The organism is Maricaulis sp. W15 (assembly GCF_001924955.1).
Lineage (GTDB): Bacteria > Pseudomonadota > Alphaproteobacteria > Caulobacterales > Maricaulaceae > Maricaulis > Maricaulis maris.
The window spans coordinates 176,764-201,445 of record NZ_LQXG01000017.1; the positions used below are offsets into that span (position 1 = coordinate 176,764).

21 protein-coding genes are annotated in these 24,682 nt (G+C 62.3%); 6 read left to right on the forward strand and 15 right to left on the reverse strand.

All coding sequences use genetic code 11. From position 1 onward, the window contains the following. Positions 1-16: 16 nt before the first annotated feature. From AWH62_RS10550 to AWH62_RS10570, 5 genes are all read right to left on the reverse strand, one after another. Positions 17-2,173: a TonB-dependent siderophore receptor gene (locus tag AWH62_RS10550; protein WP_075190448.1), complete on the reverse strand. Its 2,157-nt coding sequence runs from the start codon at positions 2,171-2,173 to the stop codon at positions 17-19. Between the two features lie 144 nt (positions 2,174-2,317). Further along, entirely contained in the window at positions 2,318-3,493 is a 1,176-nt protein-coding gene (locus tag AWH62_RS10555) for a VWA domain-containing protein (protein ID WP_075190449.1), read from the reverse strand. A 274-nt stretch (positions 3,494-3,767) separates the two neighbouring features. Further along, positions 3,768-5,099, reverse strand: coding sequence for a type II toxin-antitoxin system HipA family toxin (locus AWH62_RS10560; protein ID WP_075190450.1), 1,332 nt, complete (start codon positions 5,097-5,099; stop codon positions 3,768-3,770). Then, the gene (locus AWH62_RS17015) at positions 5,099-5,344 is read right to left on the reverse strand and encodes a helix-turn-helix domain-containing protein (protein ID WP_075190451.1); all 246 of its coding nucleotides are present in this window, start codon (positions 5,342-5,344) and stop codon (positions 5,099-5,101) included. The genes AWH62_RS10560 and AWH62_RS17015 overlap by 1 nt, the downstream gene beginning before the upstream one ends. A 175-nt stretch (positions 5,345-5,519) precedes the next feature. After that, on the reverse strand, positions 5,520-7,949 hold the full coding sequence (locus tag AWH62_RS10570; RefSeq protein WP_075190452.1) for a TonB-dependent receptor: 2,430 nt from the start codon (positions 7,947-7,949) through the stop codon (positions 5,520-5,522). Positions 7,950-8,192: 243 nt separating this feature from the next. On the opposite strand from AWH62_RS10570, the gene AWH62_RS10575 reads away from it, so the two are divergent. Then, the gene (locus AWH62_RS10575) at positions 8,193-8,834 is read left to right on the forward strand and encodes a TetR/AcrR family transcriptional regulator (RefSeq protein WP_075190453.1); all 642 of its coding nucleotides are present in this window, start codon (positions 8,193-8,195) and stop codon (positions 8,832-8,834) included. Here the strand turns inward: AWH62_RS10575 and AWH62_RS10580 are convergent, their stop codons facing one another. Next, positions 8,835-9,977 carry an SO2930 family diheme c-type cytochrome gene (locus AWH62_RS10580; RefSeq protein ID WP_233128303.1) on the reverse strand — a complete coding sequence of 381 codons (1,143 nt, stop codon included), beginning with the start codon at positions 9,975-9,977 and terminating at the stop codon, positions 8,835-8,837. It abuts the gene before it with no gap. Positions 9,978-10,001: 24 nt separating this feature from the next. After that, positions 10,002-11,237 carry a parallel beta-helix domain-containing protein gene (locus AWH62_RS10585; RefSeq protein WP_075190454.1) on the reverse strand — a complete coding sequence of 412 codons (1,236 nt, stop codon included), beginning with the start codon at positions 11,235-11,237 and terminating at the stop codon, positions 10,002-10,004. Positions 11,238-11,566: 329 nt separating this feature from the next. Between AWH62_RS10585 and AWH62_RS10590 the strand changes: the two genes are divergently transcribed. Further along, on the forward strand, positions 11,567-13,555 hold the full coding sequence (locus AWH62_RS10590; protein WP_075190455.1) for a DUF3422 family protein: 1,989 nt from the start codon (positions 11,567-11,569) through the stop codon (positions 13,553-13,555). Between the two features lie 5 nt (positions 13,556-13,560). Here the strand turns inward: AWH62_RS10590 and AWH62_RS10595 are convergent, their stop codons facing one another. Together AWH62_RS10595 and AWH62_RS10600 are read right to left on the reverse strand one after the other, a co-directional pair. Next, positions 13,561-14,169: a CatB-related O-acetyltransferase gene (locus AWH62_RS10595; RefSeq protein ID WP_369823710.1), complete on the reverse strand. Its 609-nt coding sequence runs from the start codon at positions 14,167-14,169 to the stop codon at positions 13,561-13,563. 725 nt (positions 14,170-14,894) lie between these two features. Next, positions 14,895-15,773 carry a MoxR family ATPase gene (locus AWH62_RS10600; RefSeq protein WP_075190457.1) on the reverse strand — a complete coding sequence of 293 codons (879 nt, stop codon included), beginning with the start codon at positions 15,771-15,773 and terminating at the stop codon, positions 14,895-14,897. Positions 15,774-15,917: 144 nt separating this feature from the next. Here AWH62_RS10600 and AWH62_RS10605 point away from each other — a divergent pair, with 144 nt between their 5' ends. Continuing rightward, complete coding sequence (locus AWH62_RS10605) at positions 15,918-16,631, forward strand: cupin domain-containing protein (RefSeq protein WP_075190458.1); 714 nt, start codon at positions 15,918-15,920, stop codon at positions 16,629-16,631. Between the two features lie 277 nt (positions 16,632-16,908). Beyond that, positions 16,909-17,217, forward strand: a complete 309-nt coding sequence (locus AWH62_RS10610; protein ID WP_075190459.1) for a GIY-YIG nuclease family protein — start codon at positions 16,909-16,911, stop codon at positions 17,215-17,217. On the opposite strand, the gene AWH62_RS10615 is transcribed toward AWH62_RS10610, so the two are convergent. From AWH62_RS10615 to AWH62_RS10640, 6 genes are all read right to left on the reverse strand, one after another. After that, positions 17,218-18,135 carry an N-acetylneuraminate synthase family protein gene (locus AWH62_RS10615; RefSeq protein ID WP_075190460.1) on the reverse strand — a complete coding sequence of 306 codons (918 nt, stop codon included), beginning with the start codon at positions 18,133-18,135 and terminating at the stop codon, positions 17,218-17,220. Between the two features lie 3 nt (positions 18,136-18,138). Next, complete coding sequence (locus tag AWH62_RS10620; protein WP_075190461.1) at positions 18,139-18,867, reverse strand: cytidylyltransferase domain-containing protein; 729 nt, start codon at positions 18,865-18,867, stop codon at positions 18,139-18,141. Beyond that, positions 18,864-19,916, reverse strand: coding sequence for a hypothetical protein (locus tag AWH62_RS17020; protein WP_075190462.1), 1,053 nt, complete (start codon positions 19,914-19,916; stop codon positions 18,864-18,866). The genes AWH62_RS10620 and AWH62_RS17020 overlap by 4 nt, the downstream gene beginning before the upstream one ends. Beyond that, positions 19,913-20,887: a sulfotransferase gene (locus AWH62_RS10630; RefSeq protein ID WP_075190463.1), complete on the reverse strand. Its 975-nt coding sequence runs from the start codon at positions 20,885-20,887 to the stop codon at positions 19,913-19,915. Before AWH62_RS10630 ends, AWH62_RS17020 begins: the two co-directional genes overlap by 4 nt. A gap of 95 nt (positions 20,888-20,982) precedes the next feature. Then, positions 20,983-21,915, reverse strand: coding sequence for a hypothetical protein (locus AWH62_RS10635; protein ID WP_075190464.1), 933 nt, complete (start codon positions 21,913-21,915; stop codon positions 20,983-20,985). Between the two features lie 3 nt (positions 21,916-21,918). Then, positions 21,919-23,715 carry a tetratricopeptide repeat protein gene (locus AWH62_RS10640; RefSeq protein ID WP_075190592.1) on the reverse strand — a complete coding sequence of 599 codons (1,797 nt, stop codon included), beginning with the start codon at positions 23,713-23,715 and terminating at the stop codon, positions 21,919-21,921. Positions 23,716-23,888: 173 nt separating this feature from the next. On the opposite strand from AWH62_RS10640, the gene flbT reads away from it, so the two are divergent. Beyond that, positions 23,889-24,275: a flagellar biosynthesis repressor FlbT gene (gene flbT / locus AWH62_RS10645; protein ID WP_075190465.1), complete on the forward strand. Its 387-nt coding sequence runs from the start codon at positions 23,889-23,891 to the stop codon at positions 24,273-24,275. Next, positions 24,275-24,655 carry a flagellar biosynthesis regulator FlaF gene (gene flaF / locus AWH62_RS10650; RefSeq protein WP_075190466.1) on the forward strand — a complete coding sequence of 127 codons (381 nt, stop codon included), beginning with the start codon at positions 24,275-24,277 and terminating at the stop codon, positions 24,653-24,655. Before flbT ends, flaF begins: the two co-directional genes overlap by 1 nt. The last annotated feature ends 27 nt before the right edge of the window (positions 24,656-24,682 follow it).

Here is a 24,682-nt window from a genome sequence, read left to right on the forward strand (position 1 = left end):
TGGGGGGCGGCGTCGGTCAGAAGCGGCGCGCCGCCCGGGCCACCACGGTGCGGTCCTCACCCACGAAGCAGTCGCCGCGGGACAGGCAGGTCGCGAAATACGCTTCGTCGAAAAGGTTGGAGGCGTGCAGGCCGAAATTCCACGCATCCATCTCATAGCCGATCATCGCATCGACCAGGGTGTAGGAAGGGGTTTCCAGGCTGTCGGTCCCGTTCTGGCTTTCGCCGACATGGCGCACACCGGCGCCAGCCCGGAAACCGGACCAGGCGCCGGTCGGCTGCCAGCCCAGCCAGGCCGAGGCCTGCACTTCCGGGATGGAGGCGAGCTGATAGCCGTCGAGGGTCTCGGTCTCGAGCTGGCTGGCACTGACATCCAGCGACACGGTGTCCCAGTACCAGGCGGCTTCCACTTCAAACCCGGTAATGGTCACCACGCCCGCCTGGACCTGGAAGCCCGGATGGGCGGGATCGGCGGTCAGCAGGTTTGACTGTTCGATGTCGAACCAGGAGAGGGTGACCAGCGAACGGCTGCCCGGCGGCTGGTACTTCACGCCGATCTCGTATTGGCGGCCCTCCTGGGGCTCGTAGGCCGAGCCGTCGAATGCGGTACCGATGACCGGCTCAAAGCTTTCCGCATAGCTGACATAGGGGTTCAGCCCGATGTCGAAGCGGTACATCAGTGCGAAGCTGGTTGAGAGCTTGTCGTCGTCCTGGGTTGCCGAGCCGGTATCCGTCTCGACCCAGTCACTCCGCAGGCCGACCGTGGCGAGCCAGCTGCCGTGCTCGATCTGGTCGTGGAGGTAGAGACCGGTGCTCTGCGTCCGGCTCTCGGGCGAATCCGACATGTAGGCGTCGATGATCGCGTCCGACGGATAGGCGCCATAGGACGGGGCGTAGGGGTTGAACCAGAAGCTGTCGCCATAGGTGGCGTCCGGCAGGCCGGTGGCGAAGTCCAGACCGATGGCGAACAGGTAGGCGCTGTCATTATCCGTTGTCACGTCCTGGTATTGCAGGCCGCCGAGAACTTTGTGGCTGAAGGCGCCGGTCTCGAAATCCAGTCTTGCGCGCATGTCCGCCGCGGTCTGTTCCGAACTGGCCTGCGAGGCGTAGAAGGTGCGCGGCATGTAGCCGTCGCGATAGAGGCTGCCATCGGGATTGCGGATGTGGCGGTCGCCGCCGATGAAGGAAATCCAGGCCTGGCGATAGTCCGCTTCGCTCTCGGTCCGGCGCACCGTCGCTTCCAGCTGGAGATTCGCGTTCACCCGGTGCTCGGCGAGCAGGGTGAGCGAAACCGACTCGGTGTCGTAGCGGTCGAAGTCCGGTTCGCCGGTGAAGACATTGGCGTCGAAGTGTCGACCGTCAGGACCGGGCAGAAGCGTGCCATGAATGGGCAGGAATTGTGACGCAGCTGCGGCGTTGATGTCCTGATATGTGACGATAGCGGACAGGCGCGTGTCGGGCCCCGGCGCGAAGGTGAGCGACGGTGCCAGCGTGATCGCCTCTTCATCAATATGGTCGATCTGGGTCCCGGTCTCGCGCCACACACCGATGCCGCGATAGAGCCAGGTGCCGTCGGCGTCCAGCGGGCCGGTGAAGTCGGCGGCCAGCTGATAGCGGTCGTGATTGCCGACCTCGCCGACGATCTCGCCGGAGAATTCATCCTCGGGTGTTTTCGACACCACATTCACGATCCCGCCCGGCGAGCCCTGGCCATAGAGAATGGCCGACGGGCCGCGCAGGATTTCGACCTGTTCGATGGTGTAGATGTCGGAACGGGTATTGTTGTAGCTGCCGAACAGCGCCTGCAGGCTGTCGCGGTATTCCGGCGCGCGCAGGCCGCGCACCTGGACCGAGTCGACGCGGGTCGAGATGCCGTAAGTGTCGCCGATCACGCCGGCGGAATAGAGATAGGCGTCCGACAGGTCGACGCCGCCGCGATCGAGAATCTGGTCGAGGGTTTCGATGGAGACCGAGCGCGGCGTCTCGATGACCGGCGTGTCTGATTTGGTGGCCGAATAGCGGCCCAGTACACCGTGTACGACGACGACGTCCTCGGTCTCGTCGGCATCCTGTGCGAGCACCGAGGACGGCGCGGCGAGGCCGGTCAGGGCGGTGCTCGCCAGGCAAGCGAACGCGATCGGCGCCGGGCGCCGTAATGTATTGAAACGCAACATGAAGTGTCCCCACTCAAAGCACTGAACTGGGGTGTGTGATAATGAGAGTGATTTGCAGAGTCAATTTGTTTTGAGACTCATTCGCAGAAATGATCCGAGCGATGTCTGTCGGTCGTCATGCTGAAAGGACCCGGACGATGCGCCCTAACGCGCCAATTCCTTCATCGCCGCATCGACGCCCTCAAGCGTCAGCGGGAACATGCGGTCGGCGCCGATAATGTCCTGGACGAGGCGGGTGGAGTAGGAGTGCTCCCACCATTTTTCCGGTGTCGGATTGATCCAGATCAGGTGCGGCCAGGTGTCGACGATGCGCTGCAGCCAGACCGCACCGGCCTCCTCATTCCAATGCTCGACCGAACCGCCATCATGGGTGATCTCATAAGGCGCCATGGCGGCGTCGCCGACCAGGATGACCTTCCAGTCGGCCGGGTATTTGTGCATCACATCGAGGGTCGGCACGGTCTCGGTTCGGCGCCGCAGGTTTGACCGCCACACGCCCTCATAGGGGCAGTTGTGGAAGTAGAAATATTCGAGATTCTTGAAGGTCGTGCGGGCTGCCGAGAACAGCTCCTCGCAAAGTCGGACATGCGGGTCCATTGACCCGCCGACATCGAACAGGGCGAGCACCTTGATCGCATTGCGGCGCTCCGGCCGCATGATGACATCGAGCCAGCCCTGCTTGGCAGTGGCGTCGATCGTCTCGCCCAGATCAAGTTCCTCGCGGGCCCCGTCACGGGCAAATTTGCGCAGGCGGCGCAGGGCGACTTTCAGATTGCGCGTGCCCAGTTCGCGCTCACCATCGAGATCCTTGTAGCGGCGCTGTTCCCAGACCTTGGCGGCGCGCTTGTTCTGGCTCTCGCCACCGATGCGGACGCCGGACGGGTTGTAGCCGGAATGACCGAAGGGCGAGGTGCCGCCCGTGCCGATCCACTTGTTGCCGCCCTCATGGCGTTTTTCCTGTTCTTCCAGGCGCTTCTTGAGGGTTTCCATCAGCTCGTCAAAGGGCAGGGCCTTGAGCTCGGCCATCTCTTCCTCGGTGAGCATGCGCTTCATCATCGCCTGCAGCCATTCGTCCGGGATGTCCTTGTCCTCGAACATCTGGGAGAGCATTTCCACGCCTTTGAAGACATGCCCGAACACCATGTCGAACTTGTCGAAATCCTTCTCGTCCTTGACCAGCGCCGCCCGGCTGACCGAGTAGAAATGCGCGATCTCCGGCTCGATCACGCCCTTGTCGAGCGCTTCGAGCAAGGTGAGGTATTCCCGTGTGGTGACAGGGATTTGGGCGGCGCGGAGTTCGGTGAAGAAATGGTGCAGCATGAGCCCAATCTAGCGGGGTTCGTGTGGCAGGGAAGGGTGGGTGTGCGGATTGGCGGATCGCAGCTGGCGCTTGTGGGGATAAAGGCGCTTGTATCCTGCGTTTCGGACCTGCTCGCGGTCATGACGCCGCGCCCGGCGCCGGAATCCGCTACAAGCGAAGACACACGCCATATTTCCGGTGCTGAAGTACCGGATGCGGCCTGCTGTCCGACGCGCCCGCATGAATGGCGCCGCGCCAGGCGTTGGGCAGCAGGCGGGTCGGTGGTTATGCGGGTCAATTGCCGAGACAGGTCGCCAGCTCTTCGGCCCGGCGCTGCGCCGCCCTTGTGATCGCCTCAAACATCGCATCGGGCACTGACGGGTCGAGAGATTTCTGAACCGTCTCAATCGCCTTGGGAAGCTGGGCCATGATCGCGGCCATCTCTTCATGGAGGGCTGGCAGCGGGAAGCCGGCTTGCTTGGCGGTTTGCTCGAAATGGCGCGGAGCGATCCTTGCCATCTTGTACTGCCGCCTGTCGCCGACCGCCATTGCGAGCCGGAAGGCATTGCGCGGTATCTGCTGGCGGTCATGCTGCCATTGGGTGGAGAGGATGTCGTAAAGCGGCGCCAGCCGGAAACGTCCCTGTGGCCCCGGATGCAGTGAAAAATTCTTTGCATGTCCGTCCGTCGCGCCGATCAGCCAGAAAACGATCTGGGCTTTGATGAATGCGCGCCGGTCGTCATCCGGTGCATCGCTCGACTTCAGGACATCAAGGCAATCGCCGATACCGGGGCCGCCATCGCCTTCGTATTTGCCGGTCGGTGGGATGCCGAGCGCTTGGCACATGTCTTCCTGGGGGAGCCGCAAGAGGCGACCCTTGCTGTCAAGTCGGCGGTCAAACCGTTCAATGCTCAGGACCAGAAGGTCGTCATCCAGTTTCAGGATCTCAGTCGGTGCGACGGCCAGGCCAAGGGCCCGGCACAATGCCATGCAGACATGCTCGTTCTGCACACTGTCCGTCATGTCCACATCGCCATCGGCGGTTTGGACCTTGCCGATTTGCGGCTTGAGGATACGCGTGGTGGGTGTGGTGCCGACAGGCAGCAGCCACTGGCCATCATGATAGAGAAGCGCTGTTTTCTCCTGCGCGCCCGCCAGCGAAATCCGGAATCCGTCATCGCCGCCACGCATGCCAAGCGGCGCAAGGCTCAAGGACCGAATTCGCGCGGCGATCTCCTGATCGCTGATCGGTTCACCCTCTGGCGGCCCGGGTGGTGCAGGGGGCATGTCTTCGGTGAGGAATTGAAGCGCTCCGACGCAATCGCGGCCAAGCGCGGCCAGCATGGAGACGGCGTCGGTGCCCTCGGCCCCGACCTTGGCGGCGATCCGGGCGCGGATGCGGTCATCATCGGGGAGCAGGTTGTCGAACACCGCCCGCACTGGCAGGCCGGTGAAGGGGCGGTCCACAAGCGGCATGGATCGCGAGACCGCGATCGCATATTCCCAATCCAGCCATTCCCTGGCGTAGTCAAACCGTGTCGCGCCGTCAGCGGCGCGCGCAAGCTTGCCGACAATGCGGCCATTCAAGGCCACCGTCAGGACGCTGGATCGGCGCTTTCGGCCCATCAGAACAGCTCTTCAAGGCTCGGTGTGTTGTTGCCGGCTCGAGGCTTCAGCGACACTTCAAGGCCAAGCGCCGCCATGATGTCGAAGATGACCTGAAGCTCTGAGCGCGGCTTGCCGCCCTCAACGGCCGAAATGGTCTGCTGACGCAGACCGGCTTTGCCGGCGAGTTGTGTCTGGGTCAGGCCTTGGCGCTTTCGCTCCCGCTGGAGCGCGGCGCCGAGCTGTTTGGTGTCGCGTATGGTCATGGTGTGTCTCCAATGACCGATATACGCGAACGCGGATAAATATGCAATATCCGCGTTCGAGGATAAGTTTGCTTTATCTCCGTACGCGGATAAGTCGAGCGCGCCTGCCAACCACCCAAACGCAAACGGCCCCGCCCAAGAGGGCGAGGCCGTCCAGCCGCAATGGAGATCGTGACTAGAAGTCGTAACCGAACTCCACCCCCCATACCCGCGGCCGCGAGATCGAAGCGAAGGGCGTGCCCAGCGTGCTTGCCGTGATATTGTTGACGCCCTGGACATACTGGTTGTCGAACACATTGTTGACGAAGGCGCTGATCGTCAGGTTCTCGTTCGGGGCCGTCCAGCGGGCACGAAGGTCGGTGCGGTTGCGGGCCTCGCCGGTGGCGAAGGCGTCATAACCGCCACACGTGCCCTGAAGCACTGACTGGCTGTTGCAGCGGCTTTCTCCCCGATAGGCGTGGTTGGCTTGGAGCGTCAGCTCGCCATTGCCGGCCAAGTCAAACACATAGTCGGCACCGACCGAGATGTTCCAGAAGGGTTGGCCTGTCGGCTCCCCGGCCAGGTCCGCCCCATTGCTGTCAATGCGACGCTTGTGGGTGGAGTCGAGCCATTGCGCATTGCCGCGCAGGCGCAGCGCGTCGGTTGCCGCCCAATCGAGTTCGATATCGACGCCGATGGCCTCGTCATCGGAGGTCTGGACGAGGTATTGCGGCACGCCGCCACCGGTCGGCACGACCAGGCGGATCGACTGCTTGTCCTCATAGACATAGGAGAAGGCCGACATGTTGAAGATGAGGTCCGGATTGATGAAGTCCGACTTGAAGCCGAATTCCCAGCTGGTCACGGTCTCGTTCTCGAAGCGCGAGCCGACTTCAACCGAATTGTAGCCGCCGGCCTTGTAGCCCTCACTGAACGAGCCATAGATCATGACATTGTCGGTCAACTGGTAGTCGACGACGACGCGCGGGCTGAGATTGTTCCAGCTGTCTTCCATGACGCAGGCCACGCCTTCGGCGACATTGACGCCATTGTCGCACGCCACGCCGCCGAGCGGGGTCAGGTCGAAGACAAAGTCGAACAGGAAGTCCGACGGCGAGGCACCGGCGAGGCCCAGAATTCCGGCATTGTCGAGCGCGGCAAGGGTCTGGTCCAGACTGTCAGCCTGGCGGCCACCATTGGTCCACTGGAAGGACTTCTCATCCTCTGTATAGCGGATGCCGACCGACAGATTCATGCGATCGGTCACCGACCAGATCATGTCGGCATAGACGGCACGGGCCGTGAACTCGCCCTGATTGCTCATGATCTCGGACCAGGAATGGCCGAGCATGGTAAACGGCAGGTCGAACGGAACCAGAAGGCCGTACTCCAGGTCGGTGAACGGCGTGCCCGCACCGATATTGCCCAGCACTGTGTTCACCGTATCGGTGAAAGTGAAGGTCTCGGAGGCCTGGATCGCGGTCTCGTCGTAGTAGCTGGCACCGATCAGCCAATCGACCGGACCGTTGGTGCCGGCGAGGCGGAATTCCTGGTAGAAGGCTTCATTGTCCTCGACATTATTGGTGTCGAAATAGGTGTCGATCCGGTTGGTGCCGTCCTCGTCCTCGCGGTTCATCGTGTCAAATTCGCGATAGGAGGTCAGCGAGGTCAGCGTCATCGCGCCGATATCCTGGCGGATGGTCAGTGTGGTCTCGGCCAGGTCGCGGGCTTCGCGGTTGAACACGACGTCGTTTCGGATCGGGGCGCTGAACGGATCAAGATAGGCGTCCGTATCGACCGGAAGCGGCGGCGTGCCGGGATAGGCCGGCAGGTCGACAATGCCGATCGCCGGGCGGGCGTCTTGGTCGATACTGTCACGGCTGTGGCGCAGCAGGATCTCGGTCGACGGCGTGGCGTTCCAGCGCACGGTGATGCGGTCGGCCGAGGCGTCGTCGCGGCCATAATCCTCGCCGGTGACGTCGTCGGTCAGCCAGCCATCGGCCTTGTTGCCGAGGAAGTTGGCGCGAACGGCGAGCGTGTCGGTGATCGGGATGTTGATCATCGCCTCGGTGCGCGTGCGGTTATTGCTGCCCATGCGGACGGCGACGCGGCCCTCAAGCTCGTCGCTCGGCTCGCGGGTGATGATCGAGACCGCACCGGCCGCCGAGTTGCGACCGAACAGCGTGCCCTGCGGCCCCTTCAGGACCTCGATGCGCTCGATATCGTTGAAGGCCAGCAAGGATGCGCCTGACCGCGCTGCATAGATGCCGTCAACATAAATGCCGACCGCCGGATCGGTACCGACGCCGAAATCACTGGTCGTGATGCCGCGGATTGAATAGCGCGGCTGGGTCGGGCTGCCATTGGAGACGTCGAGGCCCGGCACGAAGGCTTCCAGATCGCCCATATCGTCGGCGGCGAGCGCGTCGATGAACTCACTGTCCAGCACTTGCAGGGAAATCGGGACGTCCTGGGAGGACTGGGCGCGCTGTTGTGCGGTGACGACGATGACGTCTTCATCCGTGTCGGCGCCCTGCGCGAGTGTGGGGGCAACCGCGATGCAGGCCGCCGTCGAGGCGAGCAGGTACCGGAAGCCGCGACGTTTGGCCGATATGGTCATTTTCATGTTTCCTCCGCTGGGCCTTTGACCCATTTCCGGCCTGACGCGCGCTGACAATTGCGTGTTCTGCCGATTTTCCCCTTGGAATCCCCGTCCGGAGACCTAATTAAACGAAACAGAATTTTTTTCAGTTATTCAAGCGATGGTCTTGCTTGAAGCGGTGGAAGATCGCGGCGCGACGCAAATGGGTCACACTTGCCTTGCCGCCTTGATGTGCGAAATTGCAATGTGATTTCAACGAGGCAGAATGTGAACGAGCGAGCCCCGACGGAAAATATCGACCTGGAACGACGCGCTGCCCCGAGGCAGAAGCGGTCCCAGGAGCGAATCACGAAGATCGTTGCGGCGACCAAATACCTGCTGGAGCATGACGGGGCCGACGCGATTACGACCTCCAGCGTGGCCGCCCAAGCCGGCGTTCCGGTGAGTTCCGTCTACCGCTATTTTCCCAACATCTACGCCATCCACTGCACCATTCTTGACGAATTCATGCTCGAGGCCGAGGCCATTGTCTCGACTATCCTGGAAGATCCCGAGGAGCAGGACTGGCGGGTTAGCGTGTTTGGCATGTTGAACGGCTTGCGGCAGCTGGTCTCAGGCAATCCGTCCTACGGCGCGGTCTTCCAGCTGACCCTGACAACGCCGGAATTGCGCGTTGTCCGCGAACGTTGGAATGTCCGACTGGCTGCTGTCCTCTCCCATCGCTGGCACAAGGGGATGGACGGATTCCATGACGGCGATCCGGACGTGGTTGCCCGTTTGACGGTCGAATTCTATTGCGCCGCCGAAGTCCTGATTTTCGCCACGCGCGACCGGCCGGAACAGGCCGATACCTATTTCAATGAAACCCTGATGGCGCTGCAGCGCTATCTGGCGCCCTATCTCGACTGATCAGTTGCAATCGCCGGGCAGGCTTTCAATCCAGGCCCGGATTAGCTCAACACCTTCCGTGTGGATGGTCGAACGGCCGACTTCCGGCATCATTTCGTCCGGCTGCACATTGTCGAGGCGGAAGAGCAGGATCGAGTCGTCGGGCGCGCCCGGCACGATGTCATGGCGGCGATCGCCGGTGCCCGAACCGGCCGCGATCGGCAATTTGCATATCCCCAGGGCGGGGCCGTGGGCGATATCGGGCTCAAGGTTCAGGCCGGACGTGTCAGCCGGGCCGACCGGGCTGTGGCAATGCGAGCAATTGGCGTCCAGATAGGCGCGGGCGCGGGCTTCCAGGCTGGCGTTGATATCGGCCCAATCAGCATTGCGGGGCGCGCTATCCGCCTGCGGCGCGCCGGTCAGATAGCCGATGGCGGTCAGGTGTTCGAGCTGGTTTCGCGTGCCGTCGGGATAGTCGAAATCCCGGTTGAGATGGCGCGGTTTCGGACCGATCGGCGAGAGGATCCGCGTGTTGGAATCCGGGGCATGGCAGCTGGCGCACTGATTGACGTCCGGCATGACATAATTGAACCCGGTCTCGCTGCCGTCGGCGTCAATCATCTGCAGGGGTATGACGTCGCCATAGCGCAGCAGGACGGCCTCGGTCTGATCCTCATTCCAGCGATAGGGCAGGGCCGCCCAGCCGCTTTCACGGCGCACCAGGATGCGGGTCTCGATCAATTGCACCGCGTCGACGTCGAGATGGCCGTCCGAAGTGACCAAGGCATGGCCGTCACCGCGCGAGACCCGGTCCGGCCCGCCGGCGCTGGCATAGTAGAAGGTCTTGGTGATGACCGTGCCGACCGGGAAGTCGAGCACATCATTCTCACGATAATCGGCCGACACGCCCTCGGGCATCCAGATGGTGCGCAGTTTGAGGGCGTAATCGGTGAAGAGCGGGGTGTTGAGATCATAGGTGACGACACCGGCACCGGTTTGAAGCTCCGCGCCGACGATGCCCAGCTGCCCCCATTCGGAGAGCAGCCGGGGATTGTCGTCAGCATGGAATTGCGGCGTTGGTGCATTCTGCGAGCACGCGGCCAGCAGGCCGGCCAGGATCAGCACAAGGCCGCGCATCGGATTCATCGTGACAGTCAAACTCACACCCATACCCACACGTGTTCCGGCTTAATCGGCGAATGCCAGTTCGACGCCGGACAGGTTGTCGAGCGTGCAACGGAAGGCCTCGGTGTCGACCCGTGGCGAGTCATACCCGTTGGGACCGTCGGCATTGAGCACGTCGACCTCGTCGGCAACACAGATGCGCAAGGCGTCCGGCATGGCGCCGTCCACCATCTTCGCGGTATCGACATAGCCATCGAACAGGACGTCCGGCAGGGCGCCATTGAGACCGAACAGGGCGATTTTCAGTGCCGTCAGGTCGAGCCCGTCCGGCGAGGTGCCACCACCGGAATAGATGTTGTCATGGATCCAGATCGTTTCCGGATAGGGATCGAAATCGGTCTGCACCGAGTAATCCGAATAGCCGGTCGAATGCAGGCTGGAGATGATGATGTTGGCGGTGTTGTTGTCGGAGATACGATTGTTGAAAATCTCGACCTGGTCGTTCGAGTTGATGACAATGCCCGAACCGGCCGGAACGCTGGCCACCGGCGTGCCGGCATGGCCGAAATTTTCGGTATTGTTGGCGAACACGTCATTGTCGTAGACGCGGGTGTGATAGCCCGGCTGCGGCAGGTTCGGCATGTTGAAGACGAGGATGCCGCCGGTATTGTTGGTGGCGGTGTTGCCGTAGACATCGGCACCGATGCAATTCTCGATCTCGATCCCGGCGACATTGTATTCGGCACGGCTGTTGCGGACGATCACATTGCGCGACTGGCCGACATAAATGCCGGCATCCGACGCGCCGATCGCGACGGTGTTCTCGACCAGCACATTCGTCGTCTGCACCGGATAGATGCCGTAGGCGCCGTTTTCGGTGGCATAGCCATTGGTCCATTCGACGCGCACGCCACGAATGATGATGTTCTCGCCGCCATTCACTTTCAGGCCGTCACCGATCGTGTCCTCGATGGCGAGGTCTTCCAGCGTGAAACCATTGGCATTGACGATCAGGCCTTCGGCGCCTGCGACCTGGCCCTGGAAGGACAGAATGGTCTCGTCCATGCCGGCGCCGCGAATGGTGACGTTGTCGACATTGAGGCTCAAGGAGCGGTCAAAGCTGTAAACGCCGGCCGGAATCTCGATCACATCGCCCGGCTGGGCGTCGATGAGCTGTTCCAGCAGCGTCGCTTGGTACTCGGCATTGGCCCCGGACACATCGCGTGATGTGTCGCCATTGCCGCAGGCGCCCAGCGCCAGGGCGGACAAGGCCGCGATCAGATATCCCGTCGTTTTCATAATGCTCTCCCGACTGTCGTCCGCGGGCATGTCCTGCGACCGCCGCTGTTCGTTTCTCCGTTGTGCCACAAATTTTCATATCCCGACCAGTTGCACAATCAGAAACAGAAACAGTTTCTGATTTTAATGCAGCAGGCCACCGCATGCGGACCCTGGCCAGGCATGGCGAGCGATACACGGACAGGAGGGGGAGGGATGAAACCGTGTCTGAGGTTGTATTCAGGAGTCCGACGTGATGTTCTATGCCGTGGGGACGATGACACAGACAGGCGCACCATTTGGCTGTGCCAAAAAAGGCTGGCGACGTCGGACATTAATTGGGGGGATGCATGTCCTATAGACGTCGTGAACCGACGGATACGCTTGCGTTCGACTTGCCGCACCGTCGGCCAAGTTTCTTGTTGAACACGCCGGCACTGATTTCGCACTTCATGTTTCGCTACGACGACGCAGATATTGCGGCGGCCGGTGACAAGTCAGGTGATGGGAGTTCCAACGCCGCGCCCGATGTGACCGAGCGGATCAATGCGTTCCTCGACTCGGTCCCGCATGTTGATGACAAGCCGCACCCGAGATTTACGCGCGACTATGCGGAATGCGCGCGCGCCGCACGGAAGAGTGCGTCCCACTATGGCAGCAAGGTTTTCCATAACCGGACGCTCTCATGCATCGGTGTGCAGGGTGACGGGTGCGCCTACGACTTCCTGGTCGATCTGCACTCCGAATATTTTTCGATCTCGATCCGTGCCTATCCGGCCATCAATGCGGCCGACGACATCGGGGCTGACCGGTACGACGCAAAAGCGCCGGCCGACGACGCAAATGACGCGGACGCGGTGCAGCGACCGGCCTATCTGCACGACGTCCTGACGATCATCGAAGACATCTACAAGAAAGAGCATGGAGGCGAACTCGAACAACGCTGGCTGGCACTGCGAAACGCAGCGGACCTTGCCGAACGCAATGATCAGGGTTTTGACGAGCAGCACACCGATGCCGACATCGAGACCATCTTTGTGAGTTTCTGGGCGTCATTTTTTGACGACAAGGGTTTTCTCAACCCGATCAAGTTTTTCGCGTCTGTACCGGGGATCACCCATGCGGCGACGTTCAAAGGGTTTGTGCTTCGTGATCAGCCTTTGGAGATGCAGAAGCAGAGCTATCACCAGAAGCGTCGCCGCAATGTTCTGGACCGGAATGTCATTGCATCAGACGTACAGGTCAGTGTGTCCGATGATCCTGACTCGCGCCACAAGATCCAGTTCTTCGACGAGATCAATGCCGATGGGTATCTGGACGAAGTCCCTCACAAGCGCGCGGCGTCATGGCTTGCCAAATTCATCAATCGCCGGGCGATCCTGTTCAGCCGCATCTTGGGCTTTCGTCTCGGCAATGACTGGATTCAGGATTACCGCGGCGGCGGCGCCGTTCTCTGCCAGATGCTGGACGGGTTGGCGCTCTACGGATCTGCAATGGGCAATCGCGATGCGGCGGGTGCGCCGTACGGCTCGAAGGAAGTGCGCTATTTCGTGGTCTATGCCGGGCCGTCCCGAAACCAGTTGGGGCGGTTGGTGCGACGAATTCACCTGTGCGGGGAAAGTCGAATCCAGGGCGGGCTGGACTATGAAACCATTCGCGAAATGGATCGTCGAATACAGCAATTGCAGACCGAAATTCAGGGGGCGGGATCTGACGTTCCACAGGCCGACCGGGCCCGGTTCCTGTCCGAATTCGGGGAGATTTCGAACAGCGTCGAAATTGGCCTGAGCAAGCGGATCGAAAAGTCACTCTACTACAAGGAAAACCTGGAAGAGCGGATGCGTGAGCTCCGGGTGCGGGCGTATGAAGGTTGGCAGCCCTATACCGAATTCATCTCGCGTTATGTCGCGCCGCAATTCCACTCGATAGCGTCGGTCAAGAACGCCTATGACGAGTTGGAGAAGTCGATCCGCCGTTTGATCGCACAGTCGACAGTCGTGGAAATGCGCGATCAGGCTGGTGCGATCGAGGGCGTGATGAAAAGTATCGCTGCCCTCCAAGAGCATCAGACGAAAATTACCGATGACATGTTCAACCTCGCCACGACGCAGCGGACCTTGGCAGAGCAGGACGAAAAAATCCGTCGGGGTGGCGAACGGGTCCAAATCGTTGGCGGCGTTCTGGCGCCGCTGGTCGCGGGTGCAACCGTGCAACAGATTTACGGGCCGGTCGCCGGAATTGCCGGCCTGGGCGAAGAGGGCGCTGGTTATGCTATATCAGCTGCGATTGTGTTGGCGCTCGCCGCGATAATTTGGAGCGTCAGGCGCCAGCCGAAATAGCTGACCTATCCCGGCTCCGGCGCAAGCCGCTCCAGCCCGTCCACATCCGCGTGCATCAACGCGTCCGAAGCGGCGCGGATGGCCTCGACCGGCCAGTCCCACCAGGCCAGCGCCAGAAGCCGCGCGATATCGACGTCCGGCAGACGTTTGCGGATCACTTGTCCGGGATTGCCGCCGACAATCGTGTAGGGCGCGACATCGCGGGTGATCACGGACTTGGCCGCGATGATGGCGCCATGGCCAATGCTCACCCCGGGCATGATCACCGCATCCCAGCCGATCCACACATCATGGCCGATCGTGATGCCGCCCTTGTTCGGCCAGGGACCCGGGTCGGGTTCGCCCCAGCATCCGAAGATCGGAAAGGGATAGCTCGACAGGCGGTCAGCAAAATGATTGCCGCCATTGAGCACAAAGCTGGCATCCGCCGCGATCGAACAGAATTTCCCGATCTCGAGACGGTCCTCGATGAAGTCGAAGGCGTATTTCAGCTGGGTCTCGGCAAAGCGGGCCGGATCGTCAAAGGAATGGATATAGCTGTAATCGCCGGCGCTGATCTTGGGATGATCGGCGACCAGCGGTTTGAGATAGGCCATCGACGCCGCCGCCGGCATGGGGGCCGGGTTCATCGGGTCGAGGGCAGGGTGATCGAAGACAGGCGTGTTGGAAGAGGCAGTCATGAACAGACTCCGGGCGTGAGGGGTTTCAGATACTCGAAACGCGCCCCCGGTCTCCCGGTCAGGCGCGGACTAGCCGCGCGTGTTCATTTGAGCTCTCTCCTGCGTTGGGCCCGTTTTATAGCTGCCATTGGGTCCGCGATCCACCGTCATCCCACGGTGGCTGCGAAGCAGGCATCCGGGGGACCTTTACTTTCCCGTCAGACGGGTAGGTGAGGTCCCCCGGATCACGACGCTGTCGCGACCGTGAGATGACGGTGAAGATGGGTCATGAAAAACGGTATCAAGAAAGCAGGACACACACCCATTTCCCGCGCCGGGCGCAGCCTGGTCCATAATTCCCTTGTCAGCCAGCGGGCCGTATCCGGTTCTTGAGGTCAAGGGCGGCGCAGCCGCCGCTTCGCGGTTTCACCCTTGAGCTCAAGAACCGGATACGGCTTCCTCTCGGCAAGAGGTTTATGGCGGGGCATGCGCGCGGCGCCTCGACCCGAAAACGGATCACCAGTCTCACCTCACCCAACATTTTTCCCGGACGCGCGTTTGCGCGATCCGGGACCAACGGGAGACTCATCGCTTGCCGGTCAGGCCCGTCGGTCCCGGCTCTGCGCCCCGCTTTCGCGGAGCTTCGGCCGGGAAAAATGGGGTGGCAGTTGGCGGACCAGCTAAGCCGCGCCCGGACCCCGCGGTCCGTCACCCGGTCCACCGGGCCGGCGCACCATGAAGGAGAGCTTTTCGAACAGCATCACGTCCTGTTCGTTCTTCAGCAGCGCGCCGTGCAGGGGCGGGATCAGCTTGCGCGGGTCGCGTTCGGCCAGGACGGAGGCGTCGATATCCTCGACGAGGAGGAGTTTCAGCCAGTCCAGCAGTTCCGAGGTCGAGGGCTTCTTCTTGACGCCGGGGACATCGCGGATCTGGTAGAAGAGGGTCAGCGCTTCTGACAGGAGACGCCCCTTCAGGCCGGGGTAATGGACCTCGACAATCCTGCGCATGGTCGCCTCGTCGGGGAAGGCGATGAAGTGGAAGAAGCAGCGGCGCAGGAAGGCGTCCGGCAGTTCTTTTTCGTTGTTCGAGGTGATGATGATGACCGGCCGGTTCTTGGCGGTGATGGTTTCGCCGGTCTCGTAGACATGGAATTCCATCCGGTCGAGCTCCTGCAGGAGGTCGTTGGGGAACTCGATATCGGCCTTGTCGATCTCGTCAATCAGCAGGACCGAGCGCTCGGGCGCCGCAAAGGCCTCCCACAGCTTGCCCTTGCGGATATAATTGTTGATGTCGTGGACGCGGTCATCGCCCAGCTGGCTGTCGCGCAGGCGGGCGACGGCGTCATACTCGTAAAGCCCCTGCCGGGCCTTGGTCGTCGACTTGATGTGCCACTCGATCAGCGGCATGCCCATCGCCTGGGCGACCTGTTTGGCCAGTTCGGTCTTCCCCGTGCCCGGCTCACCCTTGACGAGGAGCGGACGCTCGAGAGCCACCGCGGCGTTGACCGCGGCGCTCAGTTCTCCATCAGCAACATACTGATCTGTACCTTCAAAGCGCATGGGAGCGATCTAGCGCGATTGGTCGCATGTCTCCAGAGGGCAGTGCCCGTTAATTTTGTATTCGCCACCAACACGCGTCGATTAAGGGACTGTAAAGACGAATCCCGTCGAGTGTGCTTGCATGATGGAAGAGGTGCTCGAGCCATGGCTGACGGGATGATTCGGACGCAGAATTTTTACGCCTTTGAATGGCTGACCGGGAAAGTGGCGGATTGCGATCCCAACTTCCCGACGACCCTGCATGCCTGGGACGGTGAAACGCTGGAACTGGGCAATGTCGATACGGCCTATTTCGGCTTTGTCCAGGAAGGCGAGGCGACACTGGTCACCGCGTCCGGCCAGTTCAAGCTGCAGGCGGGCATGTATTTCTCGGCCAACAACGCGCTTACCGTCTCCGGTGGCCGCGGCATCGTGATGGCCCGCGAATACCACCAGGCCTTCTTCATGATCGGCGGACCGGTCGAGCCGCAGGGCCGCCTGAAATACATTGACGGTTGTACCGACAGCCTGCTGGTGGCGCCGGTCAAGATGGGTGATCCCTGTCTCAACCTGCTCTACTTCCCGCCGGGCATCGACCAGACCCCGCACACCCACCCGTCCGACCGGATCGGCGTGGTGTTTTCCGGACGCGGTGAATGTGTGACCCCGGAAGGCATCATCCCGCTCGAGCCGGGCGTGATGTTCCGCATCCCCTATGAGGGCAATCACAAATTCCGCACCACTGACAGCGAGATGCGGGTCATCGCCTATCACCCGGACAGCGATTTCGGTCCCCAGGACGAAAACCATCCGATGATCAATCGCACGATTGTTGACGGTGTCTCGGCTTCGAAGATCGACGCGATCCGGACGAAGTAAGGGTGGGTTACAAGCGAGACAAAAGGGGCGCCTTCGGGCGCCCTTTTTTGTTTCTGCGCCGCTTCTGGCTCTTCCAATGGTGCTTCCAAACTAGCGTCACCCTGACGAAGGTCAGGGCCCAGATCCCAAGGCGGGATCTATCCAGCCTGGGCACCATCTCGCTTTATGATCTGGGTCCTGACCTTCGTCAGGATGACGGTTGGAAGAGGCTGGAAATCATGCGCGCGCATGACGGGCATCACGGACGCGCCGATATGCCAAAAGCTACAATCCGCGCATGGCTCGCCATCCATGCGTCTACATCCTCGCCAGCCAGCGCAACGGCACACTCTATATCGGCGTGACGGGCAATATCGCGATGCGGATCATGCTGCACAAGGAAGGCAAGGGCTCGGCCTTTACCCGGAAGTACAAGGTCAATCGCCTGGTCTGGTACGAGTTTCACCAGGATTTCGGTTTTGCCATCGAGCGCGAGAAACGCCTGAAAAACTGGCATCGCCAATGGAAAATCAATCTGATCGAGCGCACCAATCCCGATTGGTACGATCTGTACGAGACGATCCAGATGTGGGCGCCGATGGACTGATCAGAATTCCGCCCGGTCATCCGGGGCGTGTTGCGGGCGCAGCCAGTCGGTCCCGCTGTCATACGGCTTGCCGGTGGCCGCGTCATAGCGGCCGCGGCGCAGATTGCGGCGGCGGTTGATTTCGCTGGCGGCCGGCTTTTTCTCGCCATCGCCGAGCGCGGTTTCCAGATTGCGCAGATCGGTGATCATGGCGGCCAGCTCGTCCATTTCCATGGCGAAGGGATGGTCCGGGCCCGGCGTATTGCGGTCAAAGGTGACGTGTTTTTCGATCACCACGGCGCCCAGGGCCGCTGCGGCAATCGGTGCCATGGCACCGGGTGAGTGGTCGGACAGGCCGACCGGCAGGCCGAGCGCGTTGTGCAGGGTGGTGATGGCTGCGAGGTTGAGGTCGTCCCAGGCCGGTGGATAGCTGGCAGCGCAATGCAAGACCGTCAGTCGTGTGCAGCCGGCCCGGCTCAGCGTGTTCACAGCTTGCACGACCTCGTCGAGATAGCTGGCGCCGGTCGACAGGATGAGCGGTTTGCGCGTCGCGCCGAGCGCTTCCAGAAGCGGCGTGAAGGTCAGGTCGCCCGAGGCGATCTTGTAGCGTTTGACGCCGAGGCTCTCCATCAGCTCGACGGCGGCGAGCGAGAAGGGTGTCGACATGAATTCGACGCCATTGTCCTCGGCGCAGGCTTTCAGCGGGGCGTGCCAGTCATCAGGCAGGCCGGCATTTCCGAAGGCGGCGAATTTCGGGTTTTCGACCACGGCGCCGTCGCCATTCTTCACGAAGCGGGCGATTAGGCCCTCACGGGTCAGGGTCTGAAATTTGACGACATCGGCACCGGCCTTGGCGCAGGCTTCGACATAGCGTTTGGCTTCATCGAGATCGCCGCCATGATTGGAGCCGATTTCGGCAATCACATCGATATGGGTCATGGGTCAGGAAGCCAGGTCGGTGAGGATGGATTTGAGCACATGCGTCTCGTCGTGCAGGCGGCACAGATGGGCGGCGTCCACCGGCCAGTCCCGCTCGGCCAGGGCGGCGTAGAGCGCGCGTACCAGGGCGAGATCGTCGATCGTGTCGACCGAGACGTCGAAATCGGGACGCCGCAGCGGCTCGGGGAAATCGACAGTGTGGCAGCGGAAACGCTCGAGATGGTCGCGGATGAAGACGGTCACGTGTTCGCGGTCGCGCGCCGTCGTCCCGGCGGCGGCATCGAGCTGACGCAGTACGGCGGTTTCGACCACTTCCGCGCGCAGCCCCTTGGGCAGATGACCGGCGCTGGGGCGGGTGTATTCGGCGCCCTGGGCGTTGTGCTCGGCGACGCAGCGGGCGATCACGGCCGGATCGCGGAACGGGCTGTCCGAGGTGATGCGGACCAGCGTCTTGGCGAGGGTCTGGTCGGCGACCAGCAGGAAGCGCGACAACACGTCCTCCTCGGAACCGCGAAAGACGCGGATGCCTTCGCGTTCGGCCAGGGTGACCACGGCTTCGTCATCGGGATTGGTCGTGGTGGCGATCACCAGCTCGTCGACCCCGTCAATCTGGCGCAGATGGCGGCATTGATAGGCCAGCAGCGACACATCGTCGTGCAGCGTCTCGAGTATCTTGCCCGGCAGCCGGTTGGATCCGGTGCGGGCCTGGATGACGGCGACTGTTCGGGTCACGCTCGCGTCTCCTCGGTCGGCGGGATTTCGATATCCTGCCAGGTTCGAACCATACGCGTCGGAGCGTAAGGCGGAAAGGTTGACGGGATATGGCCGGACACGTGCTCCCGTCCGGCCAGCATGCGCACCAGCAGGGCCGGGATGTTGAGGCCGGCGAGGGTCATCAGATAGCCAAAGCCCCACATCCGCGGATTGATTTCGAGCAGAAAGGCCGGCGCGTCGCGGGTCGGGCGTTTCAGCTCGACGGCAGCAAGGCCGTGCCAGGGGCCGGAGGCTTGCAGCACGGCAAGACCGGCCGCCATCAAGTCAGGATCATCGACCGTCTCGCCAGCAATCGCCACCCCGCCGGTCGGTGGATTGGTCTGGAGCTTTCGGTGCAGGGTCGAGACGACGAGATCGCCCTGATTCCACAGCGAGCCGATTGTGTAGACGGTGTCGGCACCGCCGGGGATGAGTTGCTGGACCAGGCAGGGGCCATGCGCATCCGTCGTCTCGCGCCAGGCCGCGGCCAGCGCGTTCGCGTCGGCGGGATAGCCGACCCCACGCGCGCCGCGTGAGCTGCGTGGTTTGATCACACAGGGAAAGCCGCCGGACCAGTCGGCCAGATCGGCTTCGCTGGTGGGCTGAAGGGTCTGCGGGTGCGGCAGGCCGACCTGTTTGACACGGTCGAGCAGCAGGCCCTTGTCGATCCCGAAGGCGATCACCTCCGGTTCGGCCACCGGCACGCGCAGTCCTTGCGCGCTCCAGCTGCGCGCGACCGGCGCCAGCGCCGCGACCTCGGCTTCCGAGCCGGGAATGATGATGTCCAGCCCGCGCGCTTCGCACACCGCCCGCACGGTCTTGCGGTAGGCCTCCGGATCGGCGGCGGCGGAGGGCAGGGTCTGGCTCTGCGTGCCCGGCTCAAACAAGCCACCGGCCAGTGGATTGGTGTCGGCGGCGACCAGGACGAGGTCGGGATCGGCGCTGCGCAGCGAGCGCAGCGTGCCCAGGCCTGGCGGAGCGCCAACGCCTGTCACCAATATGCCGGAGGTCAGTGCGGCCAGGCTCATGAGGGCCGCCACATGTCGAGCGAGCGACCGAGCAGGTCTTCCAGTGCGACGATTTCCGGCTCGAACCTCTCTTGCAGCCGGGCCCGGGTCGCGGCGGCCATGGGCGGGATCGACACCTTGGCCTCATCGATCGGCGGATAGACGCCGTCGGCGCTGGTGGCACCGGCGATGCCGGTCACCGGCGCGACGAGTTCGGCGTGCAGGGTTTCAAAACTCACCCCGTCGCGATCATCATGAGCGCCGCCCAATATGCTCATCTTGGAGCGCGGAATACCGCCGGTATTGTAGCGCGCCTCGACGGTGACAGGGATGTCGGCATCGATCTCGAGAAACTCGAATATCCGCCGCACAGTGCCCGGACCGTCCTGGTCGAGCTCGTCTTGAAGCACGATCAGCAAGTCGTCGAACCGGTCGCGATACTGGCGCAGGCGTTCGGCATAGCGGCCGGTATCGGCATAGAGCCATTGAAAACCCCAATTGGCGGCGATCCGGCGCGGTTCGTCGGCGAGGGCTTTTTCGAAGGAGTAAAATTCGGCATCGCGGCGGACATTCTGCAGATAGTGCGACCAGGTCCGGTCGACCGGATTGCGCAGGATGGCGATGATTCTCGTCCCGCTGCCGCAATAGGTCAGGATGCGACGGGCCGCGATCGGGGCATAGGCATAATAGTCCGGCGACACGTCGCCGACACGCGCCTGGCCGTCATGACCGGCAAACAGGGCCTGGTAGTCGCTGACATCGGGTGCGGTGTCGAAATGATAGAAGTCCGGCCAGTAGACCGAGCCGTCCCCGACCCCAGAAAAGAAGCGGCCTTCCTTGCGGACCTTCGACAGGAAGACGTCGGGATGCTGGCTGAGATAATGGTAGAGCGAGGTGGTGCCGGATTTCGGCGCGCCGATGACCAGAAAGTTCGGCCAGACCTGAGCGGCGCCTGGCGCAGCTGCGATGGGAGTGTCGGATTTGCGGGTCATGCCGGTCGCCTGTTCCTGTGTCGCGGCGACGGTGCGAATCAGTACCGTGCCAGCGTCCAGTTGAGCTGTTGAGACTTAAGGATTTACTGCGATTCTCAGGCTGCCGCCGCCGCCAGTCCGATGAGATGGCGGGCGACGCGTCCGGCGCCATCGCCATCGACCAGTGCCTGACCATTGCGCGCCATTGCGGCGCGGCGACCGGCATCGCGCATCAGCGTGTCCAAGGCTGCTTCGAACTGGCGGTCAAAGCCGGGATCGTCGGGGTTGAGGCTGATGCCGAGGCCGACGCTCTCGAACTGTTCGGCGCGGTCGAGCTGGTTGGATGCGATCGGCACGCACAGGGTGGGCAGGCCGGTCGCTGCCGCTTCGTGCAGCGTGGTGCCACCGGCCAGTATCCCGATATCGGCCTGGCACAGGGCCTGCGCGAGGGGCGGCACGGGGCCGTTCGACGCCGGTCCCCGCCAGTCGATATCCAGGCCGGAAAACGTCTCGGCCAAGCGCTGGCGGATACGGTCGAGCACGGGGGTGACCGTGCCGCCCAGCGAGACCAGGATGCGGTTCGCCCGATCGGCGGTCTGACGGGTGGGCAACCTCCGATAAGCGTCTGACAGAAGGAGGTATTTCGGACCGCTCAGTGCCGCCGCGCCCGACGGGGAAAGGGCGGGCAGAAAGCCCTGACGGACGTGCAGGTCGGGTACCGCCCCGTGCAGGAAATTGCCGATCAGGCTCACATGCCGGCCGGCGGCGCGCAGGGCCGCGACCCGGTCCGCTTCGGTAAATTTCCAGTCGGCGACGAGATGGCGGATGCCGTGTCGGTCCAGTGTCGGGCCGAGTTCGTCATCGTCGGCCAATACGACGAGTTTGATACCGGGGTCGAGATCGGCGGGGCGGTGCTGCGGTGTGGTTGTCAGCCAGAGCGGTTCCGCGCCCTCGGCGACCAGGGCATTGGCCAGGGCGCCGCAGCGCATGACATGACCCAGACCAATGGTGGTGGACCCGTCAGTGCGGATGGCAAACCGCGCCGTCATGAATCAATCCGCAGTGCTGGCAAGGGCGGCGAGATCATCGGCGACGCGCTTCATCGTATTGTCCCAATCGCGGAAACCCTTGCCGAAATAGGAGCGTGTCTGCGGATACCAGTGCTGCCGGTCGGTCCCGAGCAGGGTCCAGGTCGAGGAGCGGGCGTGGATGAACCAGACCTTGCCGCCGCAGGCCGCGGCGAGGTTGGAGGTCGCATTCATCGGGCCGAGCACGAGGTCGCAGGCCGAGGCGTAGGCGGCCACCTTGTCGAGCTCCATCTTGAGGTCGATATCGGTCGGCTGATGGATGGTGACGCCAAAGCGCTCCCGCGCCAGTTCCAATTCGTCCGCCACCTTGCCATATTGCAGATTGATGAAGTCGACACCGGGCGTCCGCAGCACACCTTCCCAGGCATCAAAGGCCGAGAAGAAACGCGAGCGGCGGGCATTCATGTTGAGTGATTTCCACAGAATGCCGACTTTCAACCCGCTTCCAAATCCGTCGATCTGGGTCCGGAACGCGGACTGCACCGCCGGGTCCGGCGTGAGGAAGCCTTCCTCGGCCGGATAGTCGTCAATCGTGTTCCGGAAAGCGCGAAGCGGCGTGGCCATCGGCGTCCAGAAATCGGCACCGTCTTCCAGCTTGGGCACCACGCGAACGTCACGGCCTTCGACATTGGCCGACATGTGGTGTCCGACCACGGCCTGCGGGAAGGAGCGTTTGACCAGCGGCATCAGGCGGTATTCGCAGGCGATCCGCAGCTCGCCATCGGGCCCGACGGCTTCGAGCATGTCCTTGACGATGTTCATGAAGAGGACTTCGTCGCCAAGCCCTTGCTCACCGACCAGCAACACGGTCTTGCCACGCAGTTGCTGTGGGTTGGTGCCGTCCCAGAAAGGCGCTTTCAGGGTGAAGAGGGTCGCCTGGGCGCGGTTGGGATTGAGGCGGCTCTCATTGGCGGCCCAACCCTCCTCGATGCGGCCGGCGGCCAGCAGCACCATCGACCGGCCGTGCCGCATGGTGGCCTCTTCCATCGCGTCGGCAGGATCCTTCAGCGCCGCGTCGAAATGCGGAATCGCGAGTTCCGGTTCACCGAGCAGTTCGTGGATATTGGCCATGTTATTGTGGGCGCGGCCATAATCCGGCTTCAGGCGCAGCGCTTCCTCATAGAAGGTGCGGGCCTGGATCGGGTCACCACTGTCATTGATGACGGTGCCCATCGAGTTCCAGAGTTCATAATTTTCCTGGTGCGCATAGATGGCGGTGCGCAGAATCTCGATTGCTTCCTCGAACTTGCCGGCATCGCGCAGCACGCCGCCCAGATTGATCGCGGCATCGACGGCGGTCGGCGCGAGCTTGTATTGCAGGCGATAGAATTTTTCGGCCGCCTCCAGCATGTCGAGCTTCCAGGCGACAAGGCCGAGTTTCTGGTAGATTTCCGCGTCCTTGGGATCAATCTTCCAGGCGGTCTCGAAAAAATCGAGCGCCCGCGACAATCGTCCCAGATTATACAGCATCAGCCCGAGGACATGATTGGTCAGGGCCATGTCGGGCGCGAGAAGCCACGCCTTGTGAGCCAGGCGGGCTGCGGCGACATTTTCGCCTTCTGCCGAGGTTTTCATCGCGCGTTTGGCAAGCGCGGCGACCTTTTGATAGATGCGGCGGCGGTCGGCCGGCATGCGGTCGACCGGGACCTCCACACGAACCGCCTGCGCGCCGAGGGGCACAGCATCGCGGGTTTCGTTCTTCTCGATTTCGGCCTCGGCGGAAATTTCCGCATCAAGGTCGAGCGCTGTGGCTTCCTGCATGGTCATCAATCCTGCCTCGATTCTGTGAGCCAAGGCAGGGGATTCGCTTTAAGAACTCGCTAATATTCGATGATGCCGACAAGTCGGGACGGAAACCTTTTCTTCACCCCGTATTGCCAACCTGCAGATCGCGAACGTCATCGCTCGCTTCACTTGTGGACCGGAGGGACCCCATGCCGCTCAAAATCTCGCTCAAACCCGGCGAGAAGTTTGTCCTGAACGGAGCCGTTGTCGAAAACGGTGACCGGCGGGCCAATCTTGTGCTGCAGAACAAGGCTTCGGTGCTCCGCGAAAAGGACATCCTGCAAGCCGCTGATGTCGATACGCCCGTGAAGCGGATCTATTTCCCGATCATGATGATGTATCTGTCCGACAAGAATGACGACAAGCTCTATGACGAATTCGTGCTGCGCATGAATGAGTTCATGGGCGTTGTCTCGGCGCCGGAATTGCTGGCCCTGTGTGTCAATGTCAGTCGTGATGTGATGGCGGGCGAGCATTACAAGGCGCTTCTGGGCTGCCGCAAACTCATGACCTACGAAGCCGAGAGGCTGGGCTGATGTCCTTTCAAGCTTATCAGAAGACCGCCGCACGCGCGGAGGATCCCCGTGCCACCGAATACCGGCTCTTTGCCCAGGTGACGCGGTCGCTCATGAACGCCAAGACGCTCCCCATGGAAGCGGTCCGTGACCGGGCCGAGGCCATTGACTGGAATCGGCGCGTCTGGAGCAATCTGGCGCTCGACTGCGCCAGTCAGGACAACCAGCTGCCGGAAGCGCTCCGTGCGGCGATCATTTCCCTGTCGATCTTCGTCTCCAAACACGGCAGTCACGCCATGCGCAATCCCGAGGCGATCGATGATCTCGTCGATATCAACCGGACCGTCATGCAGGGGTTGATGCCACAGGCCGGTGCCGGCGCGGATCAGGCCGTAGGGTAAGAACTGCCGGGGCGGCAATAACAGGCA